The sequence below is a fragment of the Pseudomonas sp. Pseusp11 genome (genome assembly GCF_047304405.1).
Classification (GTDB): Bacteria; Pseudomonadota; Gammaproteobacteria; order Pseudomonadales; family Pseudomonadaceae; genus Aquipseudomonas.
This window is the reverse complement of sequence record NZ_JBGLZF010000039.1, coordinates 18,089-39,106: the sequence shown is the minus strand read 5'-3', so window position 1 is coordinate 39,106 and position 21,018 is coordinate 18,089. Positions and strand designations below refer to the sequence as shown.

The 21,018-nt window shown below is 60.1% G+C and carries 19 protein-coding genes; 9 read left to right on the top strand and 10 right to left on the bottom strand.

Annotation, left to right across the window (positions count from 1 at the left end):
- The first annotated feature begins 3 nt into the window (after window positions 1-3).
- Window positions 4-2,268 carry a DNA topoisomerase IV subunit A gene (parC, locus tag ACCC96_RS24490; RefSeq protein ID WP_413697144.1) on the top strand — a complete coding sequence of 755 codons (2,265 nt, stop codon included), beginning with the start codon at window positions 4-6 and terminating at the stop codon, window positions 2,266-2,268.
- Between the two features lie 176 nt (window positions 2,269-2,444).
- Window positions 2,445-3,158 carry a membrane integrity-associated transporter subunit PqiC gene (locus tag ACCC96_RS24485; protein ID WP_019650709.1) on the top strand — a complete coding sequence of 238 codons (714 nt, stop codon included), beginning with the start codon at window positions 2,445-2,447 and terminating at the stop codon, window positions 3,156-3,158.
- A 286-nt stretch (window positions 3,159-3,444) separates the two neighbouring features.
- Here ACCC96_RS24485 and ACCC96_RS24480 read toward each other — a convergent pair whose 3' ends face one another.
- The gene (locus ACCC96_RS24480) at window positions 3,445-4,974 is read right to left on the bottom strand and encodes an AhpA/YtjB family protein (RefSeq protein ID WP_413697143.1); all 1,530 of its coding nucleotides are present in this window, start codon (window positions 4,972-4,974) and stop codon (window positions 3,445-3,447) included.
- A 134-nt stretch (window positions 4,975-5,108) separates the two neighbouring features.
- Between ACCC96_RS24480 and serB the strand changes: the two genes are divergently transcribed.
- Window positions 5,109-6,323 carry a phosphoserine phosphatase SerB gene (gene serB, locus ACCC96_RS24475; protein ID WP_413697142.1) on the top strand — a complete coding sequence of 405 codons (1,215 nt, stop codon included), beginning with the start codon at window positions 5,109-5,111 and terminating at the stop codon, window positions 6,321-6,323.
- Window positions 6,324-6,392: 69 nt separating this feature from the next.
- Here serB and ACCC96_RS24470 read toward each other — a convergent pair whose 3' ends face one another.
- The 4 genes from ACCC96_RS24470 to ACCC96_RS24455 form a co-directional block, all read right to left on the bottom strand.
- Window positions 6,393-8,180 (bottom strand): molecular chaperone, encoded by a 1,788-nt coding sequence (locus tag ACCC96_RS24470; RefSeq protein WP_413697141.1) that lies wholly within the window; start codon window positions 8,178-8,180, stop codon window positions 6,393-6,395.
- A gap of 135 nt (window positions 8,181-8,315) precedes the next feature.
- Window positions 8,316-9,176 carry an archaetidylserine decarboxylase gene (asd, locus tag ACCC96_RS24465; protein ID WP_007939614.1) on the bottom strand — a complete coding sequence of 287 codons (861 nt, stop codon included), beginning with the start codon at window positions 9,174-9,176 and terminating at the stop codon, window positions 8,316-8,318.
- Window positions 9,177-9,194: 18 nt separating this feature from the next.
- Entirely contained in the window at window positions 9,195-10,010 is an 816-nt protein-coding gene (rhdA, locus tag ACCC96_RS24460) for a thiosulfate sulfurtransferase (RefSeq protein WP_007939613.1), read from the bottom strand.
- A 96-nt stretch (window positions 10,011-10,106) separates the two neighbouring features.
- Window positions 10,107-11,639: an HDOD domain-containing protein gene (locus tag ACCC96_RS24455; RefSeq protein WP_413697140.1), complete on the bottom strand. Its 1,533-nt coding sequence runs from the start codon at window positions 11,637-11,639 to the stop codon at window positions 10,107-10,109.
- Between the two features lie 166 nt (window positions 11,640-11,805).
- On the opposite strand from ACCC96_RS24455, the gene motA reads away from it, so the two are divergent.
- The 4 genes from motA to ACCC96_RS24435 all read left to right on the top strand — a co-directional run bounded on the left by motA (window position 11,806) and on the right by ACCC96_RS24435 (window position 15,155).
- Entirely contained in the window at window positions 11,806-12,657 is an 852-nt protein-coding gene (gene motA / locus ACCC96_RS24450; protein WP_018928515.1) for a flagellar motor stator protein MotA, read from the top strand.
- 3 nt (window positions 12,658-12,660) lie between these two features.
- A complete protein-coding gene (motB, locus tag ACCC96_RS24445; protein ID WP_258672180.1) occupies window positions 12,661-13,686 on the top strand; it encodes a flagellar motor protein MotB in 1,026 nt (341 codons plus the stop codon).
- A 513-nt stretch (window positions 13,687-14,199) separates the two neighbouring features.
- On the top strand, window positions 14,200-14,700 hold the full coding sequence (locus ACCC96_RS24440) for a type VI secretion system amidase effector protein Tae4 (RefSeq protein WP_413697139.1): 501 nt from the start codon (window positions 14,200-14,202) through the stop codon (window positions 14,698-14,700).
- A complete protein-coding gene (locus tag ACCC96_RS24435; protein WP_258672182.1) occupies window positions 14,700-15,155 on the top strand; it encodes a type VI secretion system amidase immunity protein Tai4 in 456 nt (151 codons plus the stop codon). Before ACCC96_RS24440 ends, ACCC96_RS24435 begins: the two co-directional genes overlap by 1 nt.
- Before the next feature lie 48 nt (window positions 15,156-15,203).
- Here the strand turns inward: ACCC96_RS24435 and ACCC96_RS24430 are convergent, their stop codons facing one another.
- From ACCC96_RS24430 to rsgA, 4 genes are all read right to left on the bottom strand, one after another.
- Entirely contained in the window at window positions 15,204-15,689 is a 486-nt protein-coding gene (locus tag ACCC96_RS24430) for a toll/interleukin-1 receptor domain-containing protein (RefSeq protein WP_258672184.1), read from the bottom strand.
- On the bottom strand, window positions 15,689-16,648 hold the full coding sequence (locus tag ACCC96_RS24425) for a caspase family protein (RefSeq protein ID WP_413697138.1): 960 nt from the start codon (window positions 16,646-16,648) through the stop codon (window positions 15,689-15,691). The genes ACCC96_RS24430 and ACCC96_RS24425 overlap by 1 nt, the downstream gene beginning before the upstream one ends.
- 2 nt (window positions 16,649-16,650) lie before the next feature.
- The gene (locus tag ACCC96_RS24420) at window positions 16,651-17,058 is read right to left on the bottom strand and encodes a TIR domain-containing protein (protein ID WP_413697137.1); all 408 of its coding nucleotides are present in this window, start codon (window positions 17,056-17,058) and stop codon (window positions 16,651-16,653) included.
- Window positions 17,059-17,284: 226 nt separating this feature from the next.
- Window positions 17,285-18,316 carry a small ribosomal subunit biogenesis GTPase RsgA gene (gene rsgA, locus ACCC96_RS24415; protein WP_018928510.1) on the bottom strand — a complete coding sequence of 344 codons (1,032 nt, stop codon included), beginning with the start codon at window positions 18,314-18,316 and terminating at the stop codon, window positions 17,285-17,287.
- Window positions 18,317-18,423: 107 nt separating this feature from the next.
- Between rsgA and orn the strand changes: the two genes are divergently transcribed.
- Complete coding sequence (gene orn, locus ACCC96_RS24410; RefSeq protein WP_019582197.1) at window positions 18,424-18,966, top strand: oligoribonuclease; 543 nt, start codon at window positions 18,424-18,426, stop codon at window positions 18,964-18,966.
- 237 nt (window positions 18,967-19,203) lie between these two features.
- Window positions 19,204-19,815, top strand: a complete 612-nt coding sequence (locus ACCC96_RS24405; protein WP_019650696.1) for a trimeric intracellular cation channel family protein — start codon at window positions 19,204-19,206, stop codon at window positions 19,813-19,815.
- Window positions 19,816-19,900: 85 nt separating this feature from the next.
- On the opposite strand, the gene queG is transcribed toward ACCC96_RS24405, so the two are convergent.
- On the bottom strand, window positions 19,901-20,965 hold the full coding sequence (gene queG, locus ACCC96_RS24400; RefSeq protein ID WP_258672191.1) for a tRNA epoxyqueuosine(34) reductase QueG: 1,065 nt from the start codon (window positions 20,963-20,965) through the stop codon (window positions 19,901-19,903).
- Between the last annotated feature and the right edge of the window lie 53 nt (window positions 20,966-21,018).

Below are 21,018 nucleotides of genomic sequence, written 5' to 3'. Positions count from 1 at the left end.
CGCATGAGCGACTCCCTTGATCTCAGCCTGGACGGTGTAGAGCGCCGGTCACTGGCTGACTTCACCGAAAATGCCTACCTCAACTACTCCATGTACGTGATCATGGATCGTGCCTTGCCGCATATCGGCGACGGCCTGAAACCGGTTCAGCGACGCATCGTCTATGCGATGAGCGAGTTGGGGCTGGACGCCGATTCCAAGCACAAAAAGTCGGCGCGTACCGTCGGTGACGTGCTTGGTAAATTCCATCCTCACGGCGACTCGGCATGCTACGAAGCGATGGTGCTGATGGCCCAGCCGTTCAGCTACCGCTACACGCTGGTCGACGGCCAGGGTAACTGGGGTGCGCCGGATGATCCCAAGTCCTTCGCGGCCATGCGATACACCGAAGCGCGGCTGTCGCGTTATTCCGAAGTGCTGCTCAGCGAACTCGGCCAGGGCACGGCGGACTGGGGCCCGAACTTCGACGGCACCCTGGAAGAACCTCTGGTGTTGCCGGCCCGTTTGCCGAACATCCTGCTCAACGGCACCACCGGTATCGCCGTGGGCATGGCCACCGACGTCCCGCCGCATAACCTGCGCGAAGTCGCGACCGCTTGCGTGCGTTTGCTGGATGAACCGAAAGCCACGGTCGAGGAGCTCTGTGAACACATTCAGGGCCCGGATTATCCGACCGAAGCGGAAATCATCACGCCGCGCGCCGACCTGCTGAAAATCTACGAAACCGGTCGCGGTTCGGTGCGCATGCGCGCTGTTTACCACGTCGAAGACGGCGACATCGTCGTGACGGCACTGCCGCACCAGGTCTCTGGCGCCAAAGTGCTGGAGCAGATTGCCGCGATGATGCAGGCCAAACCGTCGAAAGCCCCGCAGATCGCGGACTTGCGCGACGAGTCGGACCACGAGAACCCTTGCCGCATCGTGATTATTCCGGTCAACAGCCGGGTCGATCACGAAGCGCTGATGCAACACCTGTTCGCGACCACCGAGCTGGAATCCAGCTACCGGGTCAACATCAACATCATTGGCCTCGACGGCAAGCCGCAGCTCAAGAACCTGCGCGCATTGTTGGTGGAATGGCTGGAATTCCGCGTGCGGACCGTGCGTCGACGCCTGCAATTCCGTCTGGACAAGGTCGAGCGTCGCCTGCACCTGTTGGACGGTTTGCTGATTGCCTACCTCAACCTGGACGAAGTGATCCACATCATCCGTACCGAGGAGCATCCGAAGGCCAGTCTGATCGAGCGTTTCGCCCTGAGCGAGATCCAGGCCGATTACATTCTCGACACCCGTTTGCGTCAGTTGGCGCGACTGGAAGAAATGAAGCTGCGTGCCGAGCAGGACGAGCTGCTCAAGGAGCAGGCCAAGCTGCAAGCCCTGCTGGGCAGCGAAGCCAAGCTGAAGAAACTGGTACGCAGCGAGCTGATCAAAGACGCCGAAACCTATGGCGACGACCGTCGTTCGCCAATCGTCGAGCGCGCCGAAGCCAAGGCGATGACCGAGCACGATCTGCTGCCGAACGAGAAAGTGACGGTCGTGTTGTCGGAAAAAGGCTGGGTTCGCTCTGCCAAAGGTCACGAAATCGACGCCACCGGTCTTTCCTACAAGGCAGGGGATGGCTTCAAGACCTCGGCAGCCGGGCGTTCCAACCAGTTTGCGGTGTTTATCGACTCCACCGGCCGCAGTTATTCGGTTGCATCCCACACACTGCCGTCGGCCCGTGGCCAGGGTGAACCGCTGACCGGCCGTCTGACGCCGCCACCAGGGGCGAGCTTCGAATGCGTGCTGATGCCTGAAGACGATGCGCTGTACGTGATCGCATCCGACGCCGGTTACGGTTTCGTGGTCAAGGGCGAAGACCTGCAAGCCAAGAACAAGGCGGGCAAGGCCCTGTTGAGCCTGCCGAACAACGCCAAGGTCATCCTGCCGCGTCCGGTGGCCGACCGTGAACACAACTGGCTGGCCTCGGTGACCACCGAGGGTCGCCTGCTGATCTTCAAAATCAGCGATCTGCCACAATTAGGTAAAGGTAAAGGGAATAAGATCATCGGGATTCCCGGTGAGCGTGTTGCCAGTCGCGAAGAATATGTCACGGACATCGCTGTTTTGCCGGAGGGCGCCACGTTGGTGCTGCAGGCCGGCAAACGTACCTTGTCACTGAAGGCGGACGACCTTGAACACTATAAAGGTGAGCGTGGGCGTCGCGGTAACAAACTGCCACGGGGCTTCCAGAGGGTGGATGCGCTGTTCGTCGAAAACCTCAATTAAGCGTCCTAGAGCGCTCGATCTACGATTTGACGCGTAGATCGACGCTTTGGCGCTGGAGTCGGAACGCATATTCACGGATGATATGGCCTTTCAAGCGCCGGCGTGGCCGAGCGTTCTTCATATTTTTTGAGTATTTTCACTGTGGTGAGCCTTGTGGCAGCCACCTGGATGGGACGATGACTGCTCTGCGCCTTCCTTTTATTTTGATGCTCGCTGGCGTTCTTGGCCTGGCGGGTTGCAGCGTGCACCAGCCGGTGTCGCTGTATCAGCTGGACAGCGGAAGTCCGGCTCAGCCTGCGCAAAGCGCGGGCATGGCGGTATTGTTGGGCCCGGTAACGGTTGCTGATTACCTGCAACGCGAAACCTTATTGCAGCGTCAGCCGGATGGCAGCCTTCAAGCATCGGCCGACGGTCGTTGGGCGGGCAGCCTGTCGTCGGACATCGATCAGCTGTTACTGCGTCAGGTCGCCGGTCATCTGGACAGCCAGCGCGTTGTCCTGGCTCCTGCGACAGTGGGCTTCACACCGGATGTTCAGGTTCTGCTGACCATCACCCGTCTGGACTCGGGTGTGTCGCAACCGGCGATCCTGGACGCGCAATGGCGCCTGATCGATCGTCGTGGTCAGGTGCGTGATAACCGCATCATTCATCTGCAAGAGCAGCACGCCGGCGGTACGGCGTCTCAGGTTCAGGCCCAGGGTGTGTTGCTGCAGCGTCTGGCCGAGCAACTGTCGACAGCGCTCAAGCCGCTGGCCAACCAGCCGCCGATCGCTGAGGCGCCGCGCAAGCCCGCCGCCAAGCCTGTGGCACCGGCAGCAGAGCCGGAGAAGCAGCCGAAAATCCCGATGGCTTCGCCGATTCGTACGGATATGGAAGTGTTCAGGTTCTGAGCCTGGATTGAGTCCAGAACAAAGCCCGCCTTGTGCGGGCTTTGTTGTTTCTGCAGGTTGGTCGTAGCAGCTGCCGAGCCTGCGAGGCTGCGTTCGAGGACGAAGTCCTCGCAGACCCTGTTGGTGCGTTTTGCCTGACCGTGCCCATCGCCTGATTTTACGACTGCTGTGCAGCCGAACGCAGCCTCGCAGGCTCGGCAGCTGCTACAAGAGTTAGGGGACAACAAAAAGCCCGCAGACGATCACTCATCTGCGGGCTTCTCTACAGCGGGCACAAGGTTACGGGTTACGCCCGGCGTTCGTGCATCCGCGCCAGTTGCCGCTCCAGCATCGATGGATAAGGCTCCATCAGGCGTTCTACGCAGCACGCACCCTCAGGGCTTGCAATCGGGCGGATCCGCGCACGCTGGCGAATCAGCGCGTCGTCGCTGATCTTGCGCTCCACCAGCAGCAGGTTGCGGCTGTGTTGCGACAGGGCCAGCGCATCCTGAGCGGTTTCGGTCAACAGCAGATCGATCTGGCTCAAGCCGAACAGTTCGTCGCCCAGTGTCAGGCCCAACTGCAATTGCAGGGTGATGCCGCTGTCGGCGACTTCGATCTGCAATTGATGGCCCAGGGCGCGCAGCAACTCACCGCAGCAGATGGCGTTGGTCAGGTAGTCATCGCCGCTGTCTTCGGTGTGGAACAGCATCAGCGTGCTGCCATCGTTCAGGGTGTGCAGTTCGCTCTGGTAGAGCGACGCCGCCTGATCGAGGCAATCGCGGTAGCGCTTGAGCAGCTCTTCCAGACGTGCGCGGGGCAGGCGACGCAGTTGATCCTGTGCACCCAGTTGCACCGCCAGTACCGCGCTGTGTTGAGGTACGTTCGATACCTGCGGCTTTGCGACGGATTTCGGCGCGCTGTCTGTCGAGTCGTCACGCAGATCGGCAAACGGATCTTCGTCGTCCTCGTCGTCTTCGACCGTGCTGACAATGCGCCGCGGCGCAGGCTTGAGACCTGCCACCGGTCGGGTTTCATCGAAGCTCGGATCACGCAGGTTGCGCACTTCGAAGGCCGGATCGGTCTCTTCGTCGTCATCGCTGTCGTCGAACTCGGGCTCCGGAACAGGCTCCGGTTCGGCCGGCTCCGGCGCGAAATTGGCGTGCAGCTGACGAGCCAGATCGCCGACTTCATCCTGACGCTCGGTGGCCGGGGTGTATTCGTCGATATTGCGCAGCCACACCCGCAATTGCAGCAGCGGCGTGGAGATATTGCGGCCCAGGCGCAGGCTCAAGGCCAGGGACAGCGCCAGCAGAATCGCGCTCAGAATGCCCATGCTTTGCAGGCTGATGGTCATCGGCTGCTGGAACTGATCCATGTCCAGGCTGATGCGCAGTTGCCCGGCGGTCACGTCCTGGAAGGTGATCTTGCTCTGGTACATGCCTTCGGCTTCGCCCAGCAGGCCGTGCTTGGGACGCTGACCGGCTTCGGCGAGGATGCGGTTATCCACGCTGTAGATGGCAGCGTGGGCCACCAGCTTGTTCTTGGTCAGGTTGTTGAGCAGCACATTCAGGCTGAGGATGTCGTTGGACACCAACAGCTCCGTGGCCGACGTAGCCGTCTGGGTGGTCAGGCTTTCGCCCAGGGCATCCGCCTGCTCGTGCATGGCCTGCTTGAATTGCAAACCCATCACACAGGCATAGATCACCAGGGCCAGAGCGACCAGGATCACGTTATGGCTGGCAATGCGTAATGCGATCGGCACACGGCGATGACGCAGTGCCCGGAAGATCAGCAGAAAGAAGTTATCGGTTTTTACTGGCGTGGGCCGGTTCACTTGAGCTCGGCTCTTTGTCCGTGAAGTTGACGCGCAGTATAGCGACAGGCCCTAGGCCGTCAAAGCGCTCACGGTGCCCGATGGTCACTGAAAATGGGTAGAATGCGGTTTTTTTCCACCTGCGGGGGTGCGCCTTGCGCGAAATCGTCCTGATAAACATCACGGGAGTCGACCGTCCGGGTCTGACTGCGGCCATAACCGGCGTTCTGGCCCAGGGTGGTGTGAACATTCTCGACATCGGTCAGGCGGTGATCCACGACACCCTGTCGTTCGGCATCCTGGTTGAAATTCCTGATACCGAGCGCGGCAACTCGGTGCTCAAAGACATCCTGTTCAAAGGCTATGAGCTTGAGCAACAAGTGCGTTTCACGCCGGTGTCCGAAGAGGATTACCAGCAGTGGGTCGGCAACCAGGGCAAGAAACGCCACATCGTCACCCTGTTGACCCGCAAAGTGACCGCCGAGCAATTGCAGCGTGTGAGTTCGATCACCGCCAAATACGGTCTGAACATCGACCATATCGACCGCCTTTCCGGGCGCATGCCGCTGGACACCCCGGCCGACAAGGGCAAGGGTTGCATCGAGTTTTCCGTGCGTGGCGAAGCGGCTGACCCGCAAGCGCTGCGGGCTGAATTCCTCAGCGTTGCGCAAGAGCTGAACGTCGACATCGCCTTCCAGGAAGATTCGCTGTTCCGCCGTAACCGTCGTCTGGCGGTGTTCGACATGGACTCGACGCTGATTGAAGCCGAGGTCATCGACGAACTGGCCAAGGCCGCCGGCGTTGGCGACCAGGTGTCCGCGATTACTGAGCGGGCGATGGCCGGCGAGTTGGACTTCCGCGCCAGCTTCAAGGAACGCCTGGCCTTGCTGCAAGGGCTGGACGTCAGCGTGCTGGACTCCATCGGTGCTTCCCTGCGCCTGACCGAAGGCGCCGAAACCCTGTTCGCCGAACTCAAGCGCCTGGGCTACAAGACCGCGATTCTGTCGGGCGGCTTCACCTACTTCGCCAAGCAACTGCAGGCCAAGCTGGGCATCGACTATGTGTTCGCCAACGAACTGGAAGTGGTCGACGGCAAGGTCACCGGCGTGGCGGTCGAGCCGATTGTCGATGCGCAACGCAAGGCGGATTTGCTGCGTGAACTGGCGCATAAAGAAGGTTTGCGTCTGGAGCAGACAATTGCCGTCGGTGACGGTGCCAACGACCTGCCGATGCTGGCGATTGCCGGGCTGGGCGTAGCGTTCCGCGCCAAACCATTGGTCAAGCAATCGGCGAAGCAGGCGATTTCCACCCTTGGGCTGGATGGCGTGCTGTATCTGCTGGGCTTCCGGGATCGCGACGGGCAGCTCTGAGTTTTCGACCGTCCGGGCGAGCCCCATCGCGAGCGTGCTCGCGATGGGGGCACCCTCTGGGACTCGCCGTTATAGCGACTTCCACAACGAATCAAACTCTTGCGCTACCCCGACCACGCCGCCTTCCGCGGCGTTTTCGTTTCTGGCTACCTCCAGCGAACGGTAGGCAAACTGATTGAAGCTGTTGGTGCTCGTCATCCGTCTCTCCAGCTCGGCCGGGCGTTCCTGGCCATTGGTGTTGATCAGCACCTTATTACCTTCCTGGAACGGCAGGCGCGGCGTGAGCAGGGTGGCCGGCAGGTCGATGGCACTGATAGCGGGCAGTAACAGCCCGCGCAAGTACTGGCTGTGTTCGTCGCCGGAGCGAATCAGTTGCAGGCCGCAGGGTTCGGCGTAAGGCGCAACGTGTTCGATACCCATCTGCGTGCCGCCGCCCCGTACCTGGCGGATCCAGCGCACCACGGCAACGCTCCAGCCTTGACCGGCCGTATCCTCGATACCGACCATTTCGCCAGCCTGCAGTTCGGCAGGCACTGCGCCGGGCCAGGCCAGGCAATAACCGCCAGGGCTGTGATTGATCACCGGTAGCGCGTAGGTCGGGAAATGCTGTTGGCCGGACGCCTCGTGGTTGTCATGTTTCTGAAGGTGTGGATATTCGATCTCTTCGTAGGGCAGCAGCGTGTCTGCCGTGCCATGGGGGGCGGCGTCGAAGGCCTGTTTCCATTGGTCCTTGGCGCGTCCTGCCGGCTCGGCTGCCGAGAACTGCGCGGGACGGGCGCCGGGTTTTTTCAGGATGTCGTTGAACGGGCGTTTGCCACCGAGATAAAAGTGCAGGGCGCTCATGCCCACGCACAGGGTCAATGTGCCGTGGCCGACGGTGCGCTGGAAACCGCGCTCGGAGGCCTGGCCCCAGGCGGCATACAGGTGTTGCAGCGTATCCAGATTCAGCCCTGTCGGAACCGGCAGCGGCGATGCCTTGTCGGCCGATTGTTGCAGATGGATTTCGATGGCGGCGACCAGGGGCTGCGGGTCGATCCCCAACAAACGCTCTTGTTGTTCGGCAGGGAATTTGACGCGATAACGCGGGCCGCTGTCGAGGTCCGGGGCGACGGCAAACAGCCCGTTGTCCGGTTTGAAGGGTTGCAGCTTGATCCATTGGCTCCAGGGTTCCAGCACCTCGGCGAGCCGGGCGATCTGGTTCTGGCGCAGTTGATTGCAGCGTGAAGCACCCAGCAGGAGGGCGACGACGTAGGTCTGCTCGATGCTCAGGCTTTGCGTCTGGCTGGCCAGTTCATCGCGCACGCTCTGATGTTGCAGCTGATGTTCGCAGCCGATCCGGTACAGCTGATGCAGTTCCAGCCACAGCCCTTCGGGCGCCGGGCAGTAGAGCTCAGTGGCGCGGATCAACGTACCGTTCAAGCAATGGACGGCACGTTGCAATGCCTGGGTCAGCAGCGGCGCACGGTCTTTACTGAAGCGCGGTGCGATGCGGACGACGATCTGCTTGTAGCCGATCGCCAAGTGGCTCTGCAGCGCCTGGCAAAGGTTGGCGATTTTGCGCGAACGCTCGTCGAGCACAATGGCCTGGTGCAGAAAATGCCGCTCCAGGTGCTTGCAGACGTAATACACCTCGGGCCGCAGCAATTCGAGCAATTGCAGGCGATTGTCGCTGGGTGTGAGCAGTTGGTTGAGTTCATTCAAGCCTTGGTACAACTGGCGAGCGGTTTCACCGATGTTGGCTTTGGGCAGGTTGGCGATCCAGCGCTTGAGGTCGCGTGGCGTGGCTTCGCAGAAAGACAGGCGCGACTGCATCGGGATCGGTGCGCGTAGCAGTAGGGCAGGATTGGTCTCATTCATGCCGTGGACAAACTCCGACCGGGAAATGGGCAACGAATGACTTTGACTGTAGCAGCTATGAACGCTGGAGGAGGGGGCGCAGCGGGAGGAAATGTCCGATCCCACGAAAGGCGTTCGTGGGATCGGATCGAGGGATCAGGCGGTTGGCAGGCCGATGCCCTGGCCCATCTGCACTGGCGAAAGGGCGCCCAGCCCTTCAGCCCATTTCACTTGATCCGGCCCGAACAGCACGACCGCCGTAGAACCGAGCTTGAAACGACCCAGTTCCGCACCTTTTTCCAAGTGAATCGGCGCACGGGCCGCTTCATCGTAGCGGAAGGTTTTCAGCTCGCGTTTTGGCGGTGTGACCAAGCCAGCCCAAACGGTTTCGATCGACGCCACAATCATCGCACCCACCAACACCACGGCCATCGGGCCGCGCTCGGTGTCGAAAATGCACGCTACACGCTCGTTGCGGGCGAACAGTTCCGGAACGTTTTCAGCGGTGGTCTGGTTGACCGAGAAGATGCGGCCGGGGATGTAGACCATCTCGCGCAGGGTACCGGCCAGCGGCATGTGCACACGGTGGTAGTCTTTCGGCGACAGATAAATGGTGGCGAAATCGCCGCCCATGAAGGGCGCTGCGTTGGCCGCGTCGCCACCCAGCAATTCCAGCACGCTGAAGCTGTGGCCCTTGGCCTGGAAAACGCGGCCGTGTTCGATCGGACCGAGCTGGCTGACGGCGCCGTCGGCCGGGCTGAGGATCGCGCCCGGGGTTTGATCCAGCGGGCGAGCACCGTCCTTCAAGGCGCGGGTGAAGAACGCATTGAAGTGCTCGTAAGCGGTCAGGTCTTCGACCAGCGCCTGGGACATGTCCACTTGATAACGCTTGGCGAACCAGGCGGTAAAGGCATTCTTGAACCAGCGCACGCGGCATTCGGCAATGCAGCCGGCCAGTCGCGAGAGCAAGTGATGGGGCAGCAGGTATTGGCTGAGGATAAACAAACGCTTATTCATTAACTGTCCTTGAAAAACTTAAATCTCTACGGGCGTGTCAGGGTGGTTGCCCCATTCGCCCCAGGAGCCGGCGTAGCCTTTGACCCGCGGATAACCGAGCGCCTTGGCCACCAGATAGGTGAAGCCAGAACGATGGTGTGTCTGGCAGTGGGTAATGACTTCTTTGTCTTTGGTAATGCCGAGTTGTTCCAGGATTTTCGGCATGTCGGTGCGGATACGCAGGTTGCGCGCCTGATCCATGCCGGCGGTCCACTCGAAGTTGACTGCGCCGGGGATGTGCCCGCCCTTGGCCGCCAGCACTTTCTCGCCGGAGTATTCCAGCGGGCCACGTGCGTCCCAGATCGCCAGGTCAGCGGCGCCGAGGCGGCTTTGCAGGTATTCGCGGGTGGCGACAGGTTCGTCGTGCAGGGTCAGGGCGACCGGGCCGCCGACTGCCGGCGGGATCTGGATCGACATGGGCAAGCCTTCCGCCAGCCAGGCCGGCAGGCCGCCGTCGACATAGTGATATTTGCTGTGGCCGATGACATCCAGCAGCCAGATAAAGCGCCCGGCCCAACCGCCGCCTTCGTCGTCATAGACGACATAGACCGCATCAGGGTTGTGCCCCAGTTCGCCGAACAATGCTTCAAGCGCGGCGTGGGTCGGCAACAGGCCCGGCGCAGGCGCCTGGCCCAGCTGAGTGCGTTTTGGATCGACAAAGCGTGCACCGGGGATATGCCCTTCGGCATAGCGGGCGCTGCTGGTCAGGTCCACCAGAATCAGTTCGCGGGAGTCGAGACGCGGGAGCAGGTCGCTCGGCTCGATCACCAGCGCCAAGCCAGAGAAGTCAGACATGTGAGGTCTCCAGAGCACAAAGGGGAGGATTGTAGCGCAGCGTCATGAGGGCCTGTTATCAGTTATTTTGGGGCAGGAAATAACGGTAAACAGGCCCTAGCGGTGGCTAAAGCTGTGCAGGGCCTTTTCGATGCATTGTGCGGTTTTGCCGAAGGCTTGCACGGTGATTTCCGAGAACGGTCCGCCGCCCTGATCCGCCACCACGATCATGATCACCCGGCCGTTGTTGACCAGTGAGCGCAGCAGCAGGTGTTCGCCGCTGAACTGTGAGCGCAGGCTGGCTGGCAGCAGGGCCGAGAATTGTGCGTTGTTGGCCGGCGTCAGGCGCACCTGGGCCTGTTGCGCGAGCAGGCGTTGCAGCACGGTGCTCTGGCTGACCACCAGGTTCAAACCGGCCACTTCCTTGGGTAGCCCGGCGGTCTGGTGCACGCGCAAATTGGCGTGCGTGCGGTCGGCCATCAGAATCATCACCCGGCGCATGCCACACGCCACCAGGGCATCCAGGGCCGATGTGGTCAAGTGCATGGCATTGGTAAAACGGCTCGGCTCCACCAGCAATTCGGCACATTGCTTGCGCCACTTCGCCAGGTCTTCGGCGGTCGGCGCCGGTGCGGGCAACAAACCGGCGTGAACGCGGTGCGCACCCGGTGGCCAGATCAGCGATTCGGCCGGGTGCCAGAGGTCTGGCATGGCGTGTTGGCGAGCGCTGTTGGCGGCCTGCTGGTGCAATTGTTGTTGCACCTCATCCATCGGCATTTGCAGGTAAAGACTGGTCAGGTACTGCCAGCGTTCGCAGTGTGGACTGTCCCAGGCCTGTTGTGCCGCCAGCGCCAGACCGTTGGCCAGCAGCACGGTATTGGCGGGCTGATTGAGCCAGCGGCGCAACGTCGGGTCGTCATCCAGGCGGTTCTGTTGGCGCAACGGGTGATCGCTGTCACGTGCGATGCGCAGGACTTTCACCAGCTCACGCTGCTCGCTGCGCAGCAGCCGATAACCTTGCTGTACCCAGATCGGCAGGCGCCAGACGTCCACCAGCGCCAGACAGATTTCCAGCAGGCGCACGCCGAACAATTGCTTTTCGACTTTGCGTGCCGACTCGCCTTTATGGATGACCCGCAACTCCCACTCTTCAAGCAACTGCGGATGGGTCAGCGCCATGGGCCAGAGTGGCGAGAGAAACAGCAGGCTGCCCCAGTGGATGTCCTGCCACAGTCGCGCCAGGCGACTGGCAAAAAAACCGTTGGCCTGTTGAGTGGCGTGCTGGCTGATCAGTTGAAGCTGGCGCAGGGCGACGGGGATTTGCAATTGGGGTTCGGCGGGCAGGCGGTCGAGCAGTTCTTCGGTGCGTTTCAAACCGAGGCGATTGATCGCCACCTCAAGGTTTTCAGCAGGCTCGGTCATGCTGCCATGGGTGTGACGGTTGGCTTCGCGAATCACGCTCAAGGCCAGGGCCGGGCTTTCCTGCATCAGTTCGGCAATGTCGCGCAGTGAGCTGCGGTTATCGCGGATCGCTTTGCAGACCAGGTCGTGGCTGGCTTGCGGAACCGGCAGGCGCACGCCATCGAGAAGCTTGACCCATCCTTCAAGCGTGGTTGGTTTTGGCGTTGGGACGTTCGTTTCGTTAGCCATGTCTGGACGCGATCATCGTCTGCTTTACCTATGCCCTGAACGGGTCAAATTAGCTTTTCGCCTTAACTGGCTATAGTCTGGCGCAGTTTTGCCGATAAGTAGAAGAAGAGATTTTTTAACTTCCGAATATGACCTTGAACCCGACTCAGTAAGTGCTCTCCTACCTATGGCTAAAATTATCGGCATCATCGTCGTATTCGCGAGCGTGCTCGGCGGATACGTGCTTTCCCACGGCAAGATTGCCGCTCTCATCCAGCCTTTCGAGGTGATGATTATCGGCGGCGCGGCCCTTGGCGCATTCCTGCAGGCCAACCCCGGCCACATGACAATGCACGTGCTCAAGAAGTCCTTGGGCATGTTCAGTTCGCGTTTCAACCACACCTTCTACCTGGAAGTGCTGGGGCTGATTTACGAGATCCTCAACAAGAGCCGTCGCGAAGGCATGATGGCGATCGAAGGCGACATCGAAGATGCCGCCGCGAGCCCGATCTTCGCCAAGTACCCGGCGGTGCTCAAAGACGAACGCATGACCGCGTTCATCTGCGATTACCTGCGCATCATGTCCTCCGGCAACATGGCTCCCCATGAGCTGGAAGGCCTGTTCGACATGGAACTCTACAGCCTCAAGGAAGACCTCGAGCACCCGTCCCACGCGGTGAACGGCATCGCCGACGCCATGCCCGGTTTCGGTATCGTCGCGGCGGTATTGGGGATCGTGGTGACCATGGCATCCCTGGGCGAAGGCGACCAGAAGTCCATCGGTCTGCACGTAGGGGCGGCACTGGTCGGTACCTTCTTCGGTATTCTCGCGGCCTACGGTTTCTTTGGGCCGCTGGCCCACTCCCTGGCTCACGATGCCAAGGAAGAACTGAACACCTACGAAGCCATCAAGGCTTCGCTGGTGGCTTCGGCTTCCGGGATGCCGCCGTCGCTGGCGGTGGAGTTCGGTCGCAAGGTTCTGTACCCGGCGCACCGTCCTAGCTTCGCTGAGCTGGAACAAGCGGTTCGCGGTCGTTAAGTCATGGAAAATAACCAGCCGATAATCATCAAGCGCGTCAAGCGCATCGCCGGAGGGCATCACGGGGGCGCCTGGAAAATCGCCTTCGCGGACTTCGCGACGGCGATGATGGCGTTCTTCCTGGTGTTGTGGCTGCTGTCCACCGCGACGCCTGAACAGAAGATCGCCATCGCCGGTTACTTCAAGGACCCGGTCGGGTTTTCCGAAAGCGGTACGCCGTACATCATCGACCTGGGCGGCACGCCGACCCTGGCGCCGGAGAACACCCTCAACCCGGAGGTGAAATCTCAGCCGCAGCCAGACAAGGTGACCATCGACGCCGAGCAGGTTGAAGGCATGGCCGAGCAGGTCGAGAAGGAGCGCCTGGAGTTGTTGCTGCAAGAGTTGCAGAACAAGGTCAATGAAAACCCGCAATTGCAGAAATTCAAGGATCAGATCCTCTTCGAGATCACCCAGGACGGTTTGCGCATCCAGATCATGGACGCCGAAAACCGCCCGATGTTCGACTCCGGCAGTGCGCGCCTGAAGCCGTACTTCGAAGATATTCTGCTGGCCATGGCCGACACCATCAAAGCGGTGCCGAACAAAATCAGCATCAGCGGCCACACCGATGCCAAGCCGTACTCGGGCACCGGCGATTTCGGCAACTGGGAACTCTCGGCCAACCGCGCCAACGCGGCTCGTCGTGCATTGGTCGCCGGCAGCTACCCGGATTCACAGGTGGCACGCGTCGTGGGTTATGCCTCATCGGCACTGTTCGATCGGGAGAACCCGTTCAACCCGGTCAACCGCCGGATCGACATCGTGGTGCTGACCAAGAAAGCCCAGCGCGCCATCGAAGGCGAACAAGGTGCCGAACCGGCGCCAGCGCCGACGCAAGGGCAGGGTGGTCCGGGCGAAGTGCCTGCGCCGCCAGCCGATCCGAACGCATTGCCGGCGGACAAAGAACCGCTGCCGGCACACGAACTTCGTGAGCGTTTGAATCTGTTTGATAATCCTGCGCCGAAGCCGGCAGCACCAGCCAAGTAGTGACCCACAAAAAAGCCGCGAATGATCGCGGCTTTTTTGTCTCTGCTGCTTCGTCCTGAATAAGGTTTACACCTTCTGGCTTCTTATCAGGAAGTCGTTATGGATAATCAATCCTTGCCACAGCTGCAACAGCGAAACCGCTGGAGTGGATGCCGCTAATCATTTTCGTGACGTCACGAAAATGATCGTGATCGGCAAAGGCGGGCAGCGTTTTTCGCACGGTATCACTAGCGCTGATAGCGTGCGTAGATCCTGTTATTTGGCCGTTAATAGGGGCACCGCATCATCTGCCTGTGCGTCGTAACTTCAGGGCAACACACCTTCATGACACCGTCGTTCAGGGCTATGGCAGCCGTCTGCTCAGATGTACACCGTTCGGTCCCAGCACGCTGGTCGCAACGCCAAGGGCCGGAAGCATGAGGTGCTGTTGAGCGGCGCGTGTCACCATCGTCACCTCAAGTATGAAGGATTAAACTGCTGCGATTTTCTGCTTCCCAACATCAAGGATGAAACATGATTCGACCCTCATTTTCTAGCGCGTGGGCGGCTTCTCAACGGATTTACGACACCCTCAATCCATCTGAAAAAGTTGCGACAGTCATCGGCGGCAATGTTGCAATGAACATCAACAGCCGTGATCCGGCCCTAAGGTGGGTCAACACGTGCGCAGTACGCATGAGTTATATCCTCAATTACTCCGGCTCACTCATACCACGAATAGTTGGCGAAACCGTGTCTGGCGCTGACAAGCGCTGGTACTTTTATCGCGTCAAAAGCCTGATTGCCTATCTGGAACAGCAATGGGGAAGTGCCGAGACGGTCAGATACCCGGCCGCAAACGGCGGCACCCTGGCGGGCCGGAAGGGACTTATTTTGTTTGAAGTTTCTGGCTGGTCGGATGCTCAGGGGCATGCCACATTGTTTGACGGCAGAATGTGTTACGACCACTGCTATTTCAATGAGCCGGGTGTGAATTATCAAACCGACCGCGCGAACTTCTGGAGTTTGTCGTGATGAAATATTTGACTGCGGTTTTGGCACTGGCTTGGGCGGCCGCACCTTCCAACAGTTGGGCCAAGGATGATCCGACCAACTCCCCACAGGCAGGCGGGCGCACCTACGCGCAAAATTACAAGGATATGGTGCTGGCGGACTGCATCGCTACAGCCTACAAGAGCGAACCTGAAGCCGCCCAGGATGCCGGAAGCAGTGCCAGTGCGCTTATGGATTGGACCTATTTCGATCTGGAGCAAGCACCTCAAGCTGGTAGATCTCTGGTTGACCAGTTTCTGGCTCGTGATTATCACAATCCACTGGTCGAATCAGAGCGAAAAGGTGTTCGTTTTGAGCTGCTCAAATGCCTGGACCTGTATCACAGCAAAGAGTTGGACAGCCAGGTCAGGCAACTGGTCATCAATCCCCAGCACACCTATCGTCAGGACAACCCGCCACGGCCCAAAAAGGATTGAACTGCGAAATACAAGAAAGCCGCGATCATCGCGGCTTTTTCACACCTGTCAGTAACCCCTTCGGATGCGGTTTTTGAGCTGGTCGTGGAACACCTCGGCATTGCGTCTGTAGGTGCCGTAAAGGGATTCGCTGATCGAATCCAGCGTCATGGAGCGCTTGGTCGCCACTTCTTCACGGTAGGCATCAATGAAAAAATCCAGATCCTTGTCAGTGCTGAGCTTTGGCCATTTATCGAGGTACAGCGGCAGTTCCGCCGGTTCGGTCTTGAATGAGCAGATCCGTCGGTTGCTGATGGTCGCTTCGCCGATTTCGAACGGTACCCACCACGAGAGCGCAGTCTTGTCAGAGACCACCGCCATCAGATGCGTGCATGCGGTGATGTTGCGGGTGATGACCCCGGTAATGTCGTCGGTGGTCTGTGATTCCGGATCCAGCACGTCGAAGTAGGTCTTGATGTTGGCCTGTATCAGACGGCTGTTGATGGCGATCGCGTGGGGGCGATCCACGTGACGGTAGCTGATGAATACGGGCATCAGAAATGTCCTTTGAGGGCGAGTTCGCGGTAATAGGCGCCGAGTGCCGTGAGGCAGCAACCGGTGGAGTTGATGGCCGCGTAGTACATGTGTTCGGCGTCCACCGGTTCGATCAGGCTGTGGCGGTTGCACTTTTGCAGTTGCTTGAAGACGTCGCCGTGCTCCGGATCGAACGTCGTTTCCGTGGGCTCGTAGCTGGGATCGAGGGGGAACACGGCCTCTGCTTCGGCGAACCAGTCGGGCAGTTTGCGCAGGATCTCCTTGGGGATCAGTGGCGACACTTCGCGCAGGGAAATGAACTGCGACACGTTGGTCTTGAACACCGGACGCTGCTCCCAGGCGTCGAGGGCGTTGTCGACAAACGAATAGAGGCTGCCGGGGGTGATCTTGCCGAGGATGTTCGCCGCGCCGCCGTGCAGGGCCTGGAGCAATAACCCGGTGAACACGCCGTGCTGCGCGCCCTCCATGGCCGGCTCTTCCTTTTTGCAGGCGGTAAGAATCGTCATGCCTTCGCCGACCATGCTGCTTTCGCTGCGCAACGCGCGCACCTGGCCAGCCGAGCCGCTCTGGCAACAGTCGAGAATGATCACTTTGTTTTTGATCTTGGTGGCTTTGGTCGCCCAGTTGAGGATGTCGCTGATGCGAATTCCGTCCTTGGCGTTTTTGTAGTCCTGCGGGATCAGCATGCCTTCGTCGGTATCGGCGTCAAAGCCGCCATGCCCGGCGAAGTACAACAGCGCGACATTGCAGTCACCGGAAAACAGCTCGCGGATCTGGTCTTCGAGTTTTTCCCGGCTCAGGTAATCCTCGGCGGAGGTCAGCACGATGTTCTTGAAGTTCGGATCGCCGTTGGCGTCGGTTTTAAGCACGGAAGCCATGGCGATGGCGTCATTGCTGCAGCCGCTCAAGCGCGAAACATGGGTGTAGTCGTTGATACCGATAAACAGTCCCTTGCGCATGATCACACCGCCGTATGCAGGCGAATCGCACTGACGATGCTCTTGGTGTTCCATGCGCATTCGGCGTGTGCGGCCTCGCGCACTACGTTGGAAATCCGCTCGGCTCCGAACGGTTTGATCGCGATGATCACTTTGCCCATGCGTTTGGCGATCTCGATTTCCTTGTTGATCCACTTGCTGTAGGTCGAATACATCCCGGCCATGATCAGCACTGCCGAGCAGGGGCGAATCTTGTTTTCGATGGCTTCTTCGAGCTGCTTGTCGGTGCGGGCGCCCATGATCGGGTTGTGCGGTGGCACCGAGAAGTTCTTGAAACTGAAGTCCGGCTGTGCGCCCAGCAGGCGGACCAGATTGTCGTGGGCGTCTGAATAGTTCCACGAATGGCTGATGAACAAATGATAGGTTTGCATGGGTGTCCCTCGGTATCGCCAATGTGCGAAGAGGGTTTTGAATGTATGCAGTTGAATGGCCGAAACAAGGGCTTCGCGGTGAAAGAGAAGTGCCCTTCAAACAGGCGTGCGGACGCCCTACAGAAATATCTGATGTTTAAGTCGACGGGTTGTTTTGTAGGTTGTTTTGTAGGTGGTTACGAGCGGCCAGCCGTCCCGTTAATGTCGGGGCGGCTGGTGCGTCTGTTTAATAGCTGTTTTCAGGCAAGCTGGCGATGATCGAGCGGTAGCTGTTCATCCGTTGCTGCTGCACACGGCCATCTTCCAGGGCCTTGAGCAAGGCGCAGCCCGGCTCGCGGTCGTGTTTGCAGTCGCGGAAGCGGCAGGTGCCGAGCAGGTCGTTGAACTCGATGAAGCCGGCTTCGACGTCGGCACGGCTGACGTGACCCAGGCCGAACTCGCGGATACCCGGGGAGTCAATCAACTCACCGCCACCGGGGAAGTGGAACAACCGCGCGGTGGTGGTGGTGTGGGTGCCCTGGCCCGACAGCTCGGACAGCGGGCCGACGCGGGTTTCGACTTCCGGCAACAGGCTGTTGACCAAAGATGATTTGCCGACACCGGACTGGCCGACGAACACACTGATGTGCCCGTCCAACAGTTTTTGAAGTTGTTCCATGCCGTTGCCGTGGTGCGCCGACACTTCCAGCACCGGGTAACCCAGCGTGCGGTAAACCGCCAGCAAGGCATTCAGCGCCGGGGCGTTCTGCTCGTCGATCAGGTCGAATTTGTTCAGCAGCAACAACGGGCGGATACCCGCGTGTTCCGCGGCAACCAGGTAGCGGTCGATCAGGTTGGCATGAGGCTCGGGCAGCGGTGCGAAGACGATGACGATCATGTCGACGTTGGCCGCCACCGGCTTGAGCTGTCCACGACTGTCCGGGCGGCAGAGCTCGGTTTTGCGCGGCAGTTGCGCCACGATCACACCGATGCCCTGGTTGCCGGCACGCCACACGACCTGATCGCCGGTCACCAGTGCCGGCAGGTTGGCGCGCAAGTGGCAGCGGAATACCTGGCCGGCCAGCTCGCCATCGAGGGCTTCGACTTCAACCTGTACACCGAAGTGCGCGATCACCAGGCCCGTCTGTTCCGGACCCAGGTCGCCACCCTCAAGTGCCTCGACAGCCGAGGACTCGCGTTTGGCGGCGCGGGCAGCGCGCTCGCCCTGAATCTTTTCGATGCGCCAGTTTTGACGACGATTGAGTTGGCGTTTGGCCATGGGTGTTCCGTATCGAGAATGCAGCGATTAGGTAAAACGGCCGCGAGTTTAGCACGCCCGGCCGCCTCCCTAGGCTAAACTGCGAACCTACGCCGAGGAGCCGACATATGCAGAACCCGCAGAACCTGATCTGGATCGACCTGGAAATGACCGGGCTGAACCCTGATACCGACGTCATCATCGAGATGGCCACCATCGTCACCGACAGTAATTTGAACACCTTGGCTGAAGGTCCGGTGATCGCCATCCATCACAGCGACGAGATCCTCGCCGGCATGGACGAGTGGAATACCCGTCAGCACGGCGGCTCCGGGCTGACCCAACGGGTTCGCGACAGCCGCATCAGCATGGCCGAAGCGGAAGCCGAGACCATCGCCTTCCTGGAGAAATGGGTGCCGAAGGGCAAGTCGCCGATCTGTGGCAACAGCATCTGCCAGGACCGTCGCTTCCTTTATACCCACATGAAGTCGTTGGAAAGCTATTTCCACTACCGCAACCTCGACGTGTCGACCCTCAAGGAGTTGGCTGCGCGCTGGGCACCGGACGTGCGCGACAGCTTCAAAAAAGGCAGCACTCACCTGGCCCTGGACGACATACGCGAATCGATCGCCGAGCTGCAGCACTACCGCAAGAATTTCATCAAGTTCTGATTGGGCATAGGGAGGTTTTTGTGGCGAGGGAGCTTGTCGGACGCCGCACCGTCCCGCTCGGCTGCGCAGCAGTCGTAAAGTCAGCTGGCGCGGTCTATTTGAAGAGTTGCTCTGTCAGCAAATGGGGCCGCTCTGCGGCCCAGCGGGAGCAAGCTCCCTCGCCACAGGTTCCCTTGCCCCCTTTTGGTGCCCCGACGATCTGAGTAGACTGCGCGCCTTCTCGTAAGGACCGCCACCATGTTGCTGATGCTCTACCTGATCGCCATTACTGCCGAAGCCATGACTGGCGCCCTGTCTGCGGGCCGTCGCGGCATGGACTGGTTTGGCGTGGTATTGATTGCATGCGTCACGGCGTTGGGCGGCGGTTCGGTGCGCGACGTGTTGCTTGGCCATTACCCGCTGACTTGGGTCAAACACCCGGAATACCTGGTGCTGACGTCGATCGCAGCGATGTTCACGGTCTTCGCGGCGCGCTGGATGCGTCATCTGCGCTCGCTGTTTCTGGTGCTCGACGCCGTGGGCCTGGTGGCGTTCACCCTGATCGGCTGCATGACCGCCCTGGAAATGGGCCACGGCATGCTGGTGGCCTCGGTCAGCGGCGTGATCACCGGGGTATTCGGTGGCATTCTGCGGGACATCTTCTGCAACGACATCCCGCTGATCTTCCGCCGCGAACTCTACGCCAGCGTCTCGTTTGCCGCGGCGTGGTGCTATTTATTCTGTATCTATCTGCAATTGCCGGGTGAACAGGCGATCCTGATCACGCTATTCGGCGGCTTCCTGCTGCGCTTGCTGGCGATCCGTTTCCATTGGGAAATGCCCAAGTTCGTTTATAACGACGAAGCCTGACCCCGCGATCCCTGTGAGCTGCCGCAGGCTGCGATCTTTTGACTTTGATTTTTTAAGATCAAAAGATCGCAGCCTGCGGCAGCTCCTACGCGAGGCCGTGTTGTTTCAGCGCCCATTCGACATGTTCGCGCACCAGTTCCGACGGGTAGTCCCGCCGTGCTTTCAACGCTTCCAGCACCGGAATGCTCGACGGCGCATTGCCCAGGCCGACCGCCAGATTGCGCAACCAACGCTCGTAACCGGCCCGGCGCAGCGGTGAACCTTCGGTGCTGCTGAGGAATTTTTCTTCGTCCCACATGAACAGTTCGGCCAGTTCGGCGTTGTCCAGGTTGTGCCGGGGTTTGAAGTCGCTTTCCCCGGAAGGCCGGGCGAAGCGGTTCCACGGGCAGACGATCTGGCAGTCATCGCAACCGAACACCCGATTGCCGATCAGCGGTCGTAAATCTTCAGGAATCGCGCTTTTCAGTTCGATGGTCAGGTACGAAATGCAGCGCCGGGCGTCCAGCACATAGGGGCCGACGAAGGCATTGGTCGGGCAAATGTCCAGGCAGGCCGTGCAGCGACCGCAGTGCTCGGTGGCGTGGGGTGGGTCCACCGGCAGCGGCAGGTCGACGAACAGTTCGCTGAGGAAGAAGTAACTGCCGGCCTTGCGATTCAAGACCAGCGTGTTTTTGCCGATCCAGCCCAGGCCAGCCTGTTCGGCGATGGCCTTTTCCAGCACTGGGGCGCTGTCGACGAAGGCGCGGTAGCCGAACGGGCCGATCACTGCCTGGATTTTTTCCGCCAGTTGTTGCACGCGTTTACGAATTAATTTGTGGTAATCGCGGCCCAAGGCATAACGCGAGACGTAGGCTTTTTCCGGTTGGGCCAGCCGTTGCGCCATGTGCGTGTCGCCCGGCAGGTAGTCCATGCGCAGGGAAACCACGCGCAGGGTGCCCGGCACCAGTTCTTCCGGGTGCGAGCGTTTGCTGCCATGGGCGCCCATGTAATCCATTTCGCCGTGGTAGCCAGCGGCGAGCCAGCGCTCCAGGTGCTGCTCATGCTCGGCCAGGTCGAGGCCGCTGATGCCGACTTGCTGAAAGCCCAGCTCGCGGCCCCAGTCCTTGATGGATTGGGCGAGGGCGGGCAGGTCTGTGGTAATAGCGGGCATGAGGCGAGAGAAACCGGAGCTGAGATGCGTATAATTCTGCCAGACATCGGAGC

Excerpts from the sequence above, each read along its gene's own strand:
- parC (WP_413697144.1), top strand. The coding sequence starts at position 4 with ATGAGCGACTCCCTTGATCTCAGCCTGGACGGTGTAGAGCGCCGGTCA.
- ACCC96_RS24485 (WP_019650709.1), top strand. The coding sequence starts at position 2,445 with ATGACTGCTCTGCGCCTTCCTTTTATTTTGATGCTCGCTGGCGTTCTT.
- ACCC96_RS24470 (WP_413697141.1), bottom strand. The coding sequence starts at position 8,180 with ATGAATGAGACCAATCCTGCCCTACTGCTACGCGCACCGATCCCGATG.
- asd (WP_007939614.1), bottom strand. The coding sequence starts at position 9,176 with ATGAATAAGCGTTTGTTTATCCTCAGCCAATACCTGCTGCCCCATCAC.
- rhdA (WP_007939613.1), bottom strand. The coding sequence starts at position 10,010 with ATGTCTGACTTCTCTGGCTTGGCGCTGGTGATCGAGCCGAGCGACCTG.
- ACCC96_RS24455 (WP_413697140.1), bottom strand. The coding sequence starts at position 11,639 with ATGGCTAACGAAACGAACGTCCCAACGCCAAAACCAACCACGCTTGAA.
- motA (WP_018928515.1), top strand. The coding sequence starts at position 11,806 with ATGGCTAAAATTATCGGCATCATCGTCGTATTCGCGAGCGTGCTCGGC.
- motB (WP_258672180.1), top strand. The coding sequence starts at position 12,661 with ATGGAAAATAACCAGCCGATAATCATCAAGCGCGTCAAGCGCATCGCC.
- ACCC96_RS24440 (WP_413697139.1), top strand. The coding sequence starts at position 14,200 with ATGATTCGACCCTCATTTTCTAGCGCGTGGGCGGCTTCTCAACGGATT.
- ACCC96_RS24435 (WP_258672182.1), top strand. The coding sequence starts at position 14,700 with ATGAAATATTTGACTGCGGTTTTGGCACTGGCTTGGGCGGCCGCACCT.
- ACCC96_RS24430 (WP_258672184.1), bottom strand. The coding sequence starts at position 15,689 with ATGCCCGTATTCATCAGCTACCGTCACGTGGATCGCCCCCACGCGATC.
- ACCC96_RS24425 (WP_413697138.1), bottom strand. The coding sequence starts at position 16,648 with ATGCGCAAGGGACTGTTTATCGGTATCAACGACTACACCCATGTTTCG.
- ACCC96_RS24420 (WP_413697137.1), bottom strand. The coding sequence starts at position 17,058 with ATGCAAACCTATCATTTGTTCATCAGCCATTCGTGGAACTATTCAGAC.
- rsgA (WP_018928510.1), bottom strand. The coding sequence starts at position 18,316 with ATGGCCAAACGCCAACTCAATCGTCGTCAAAACTGGCGCATCGAAAAG.
- orn (WP_019582197.1), top strand. The coding sequence starts at position 18,424 with ATGCAGAACCCGCAGAACCTGATCTGGATCGACCTGGAAATGACCGGG.
- ACCC96_RS24405 (WP_019650696.1), top strand. The coding sequence starts at position 19,204 with ATGTTGCTGATGCTCTACCTGATCGCCATTACTGCCGAAGCCATGACT.
- queG (WP_258672191.1), bottom strand. The coding sequence starts at position 20,965 with ATGCCCGCTATTACCACAGACCTGCCCGCCCTCGCCCAATCCATCAAG.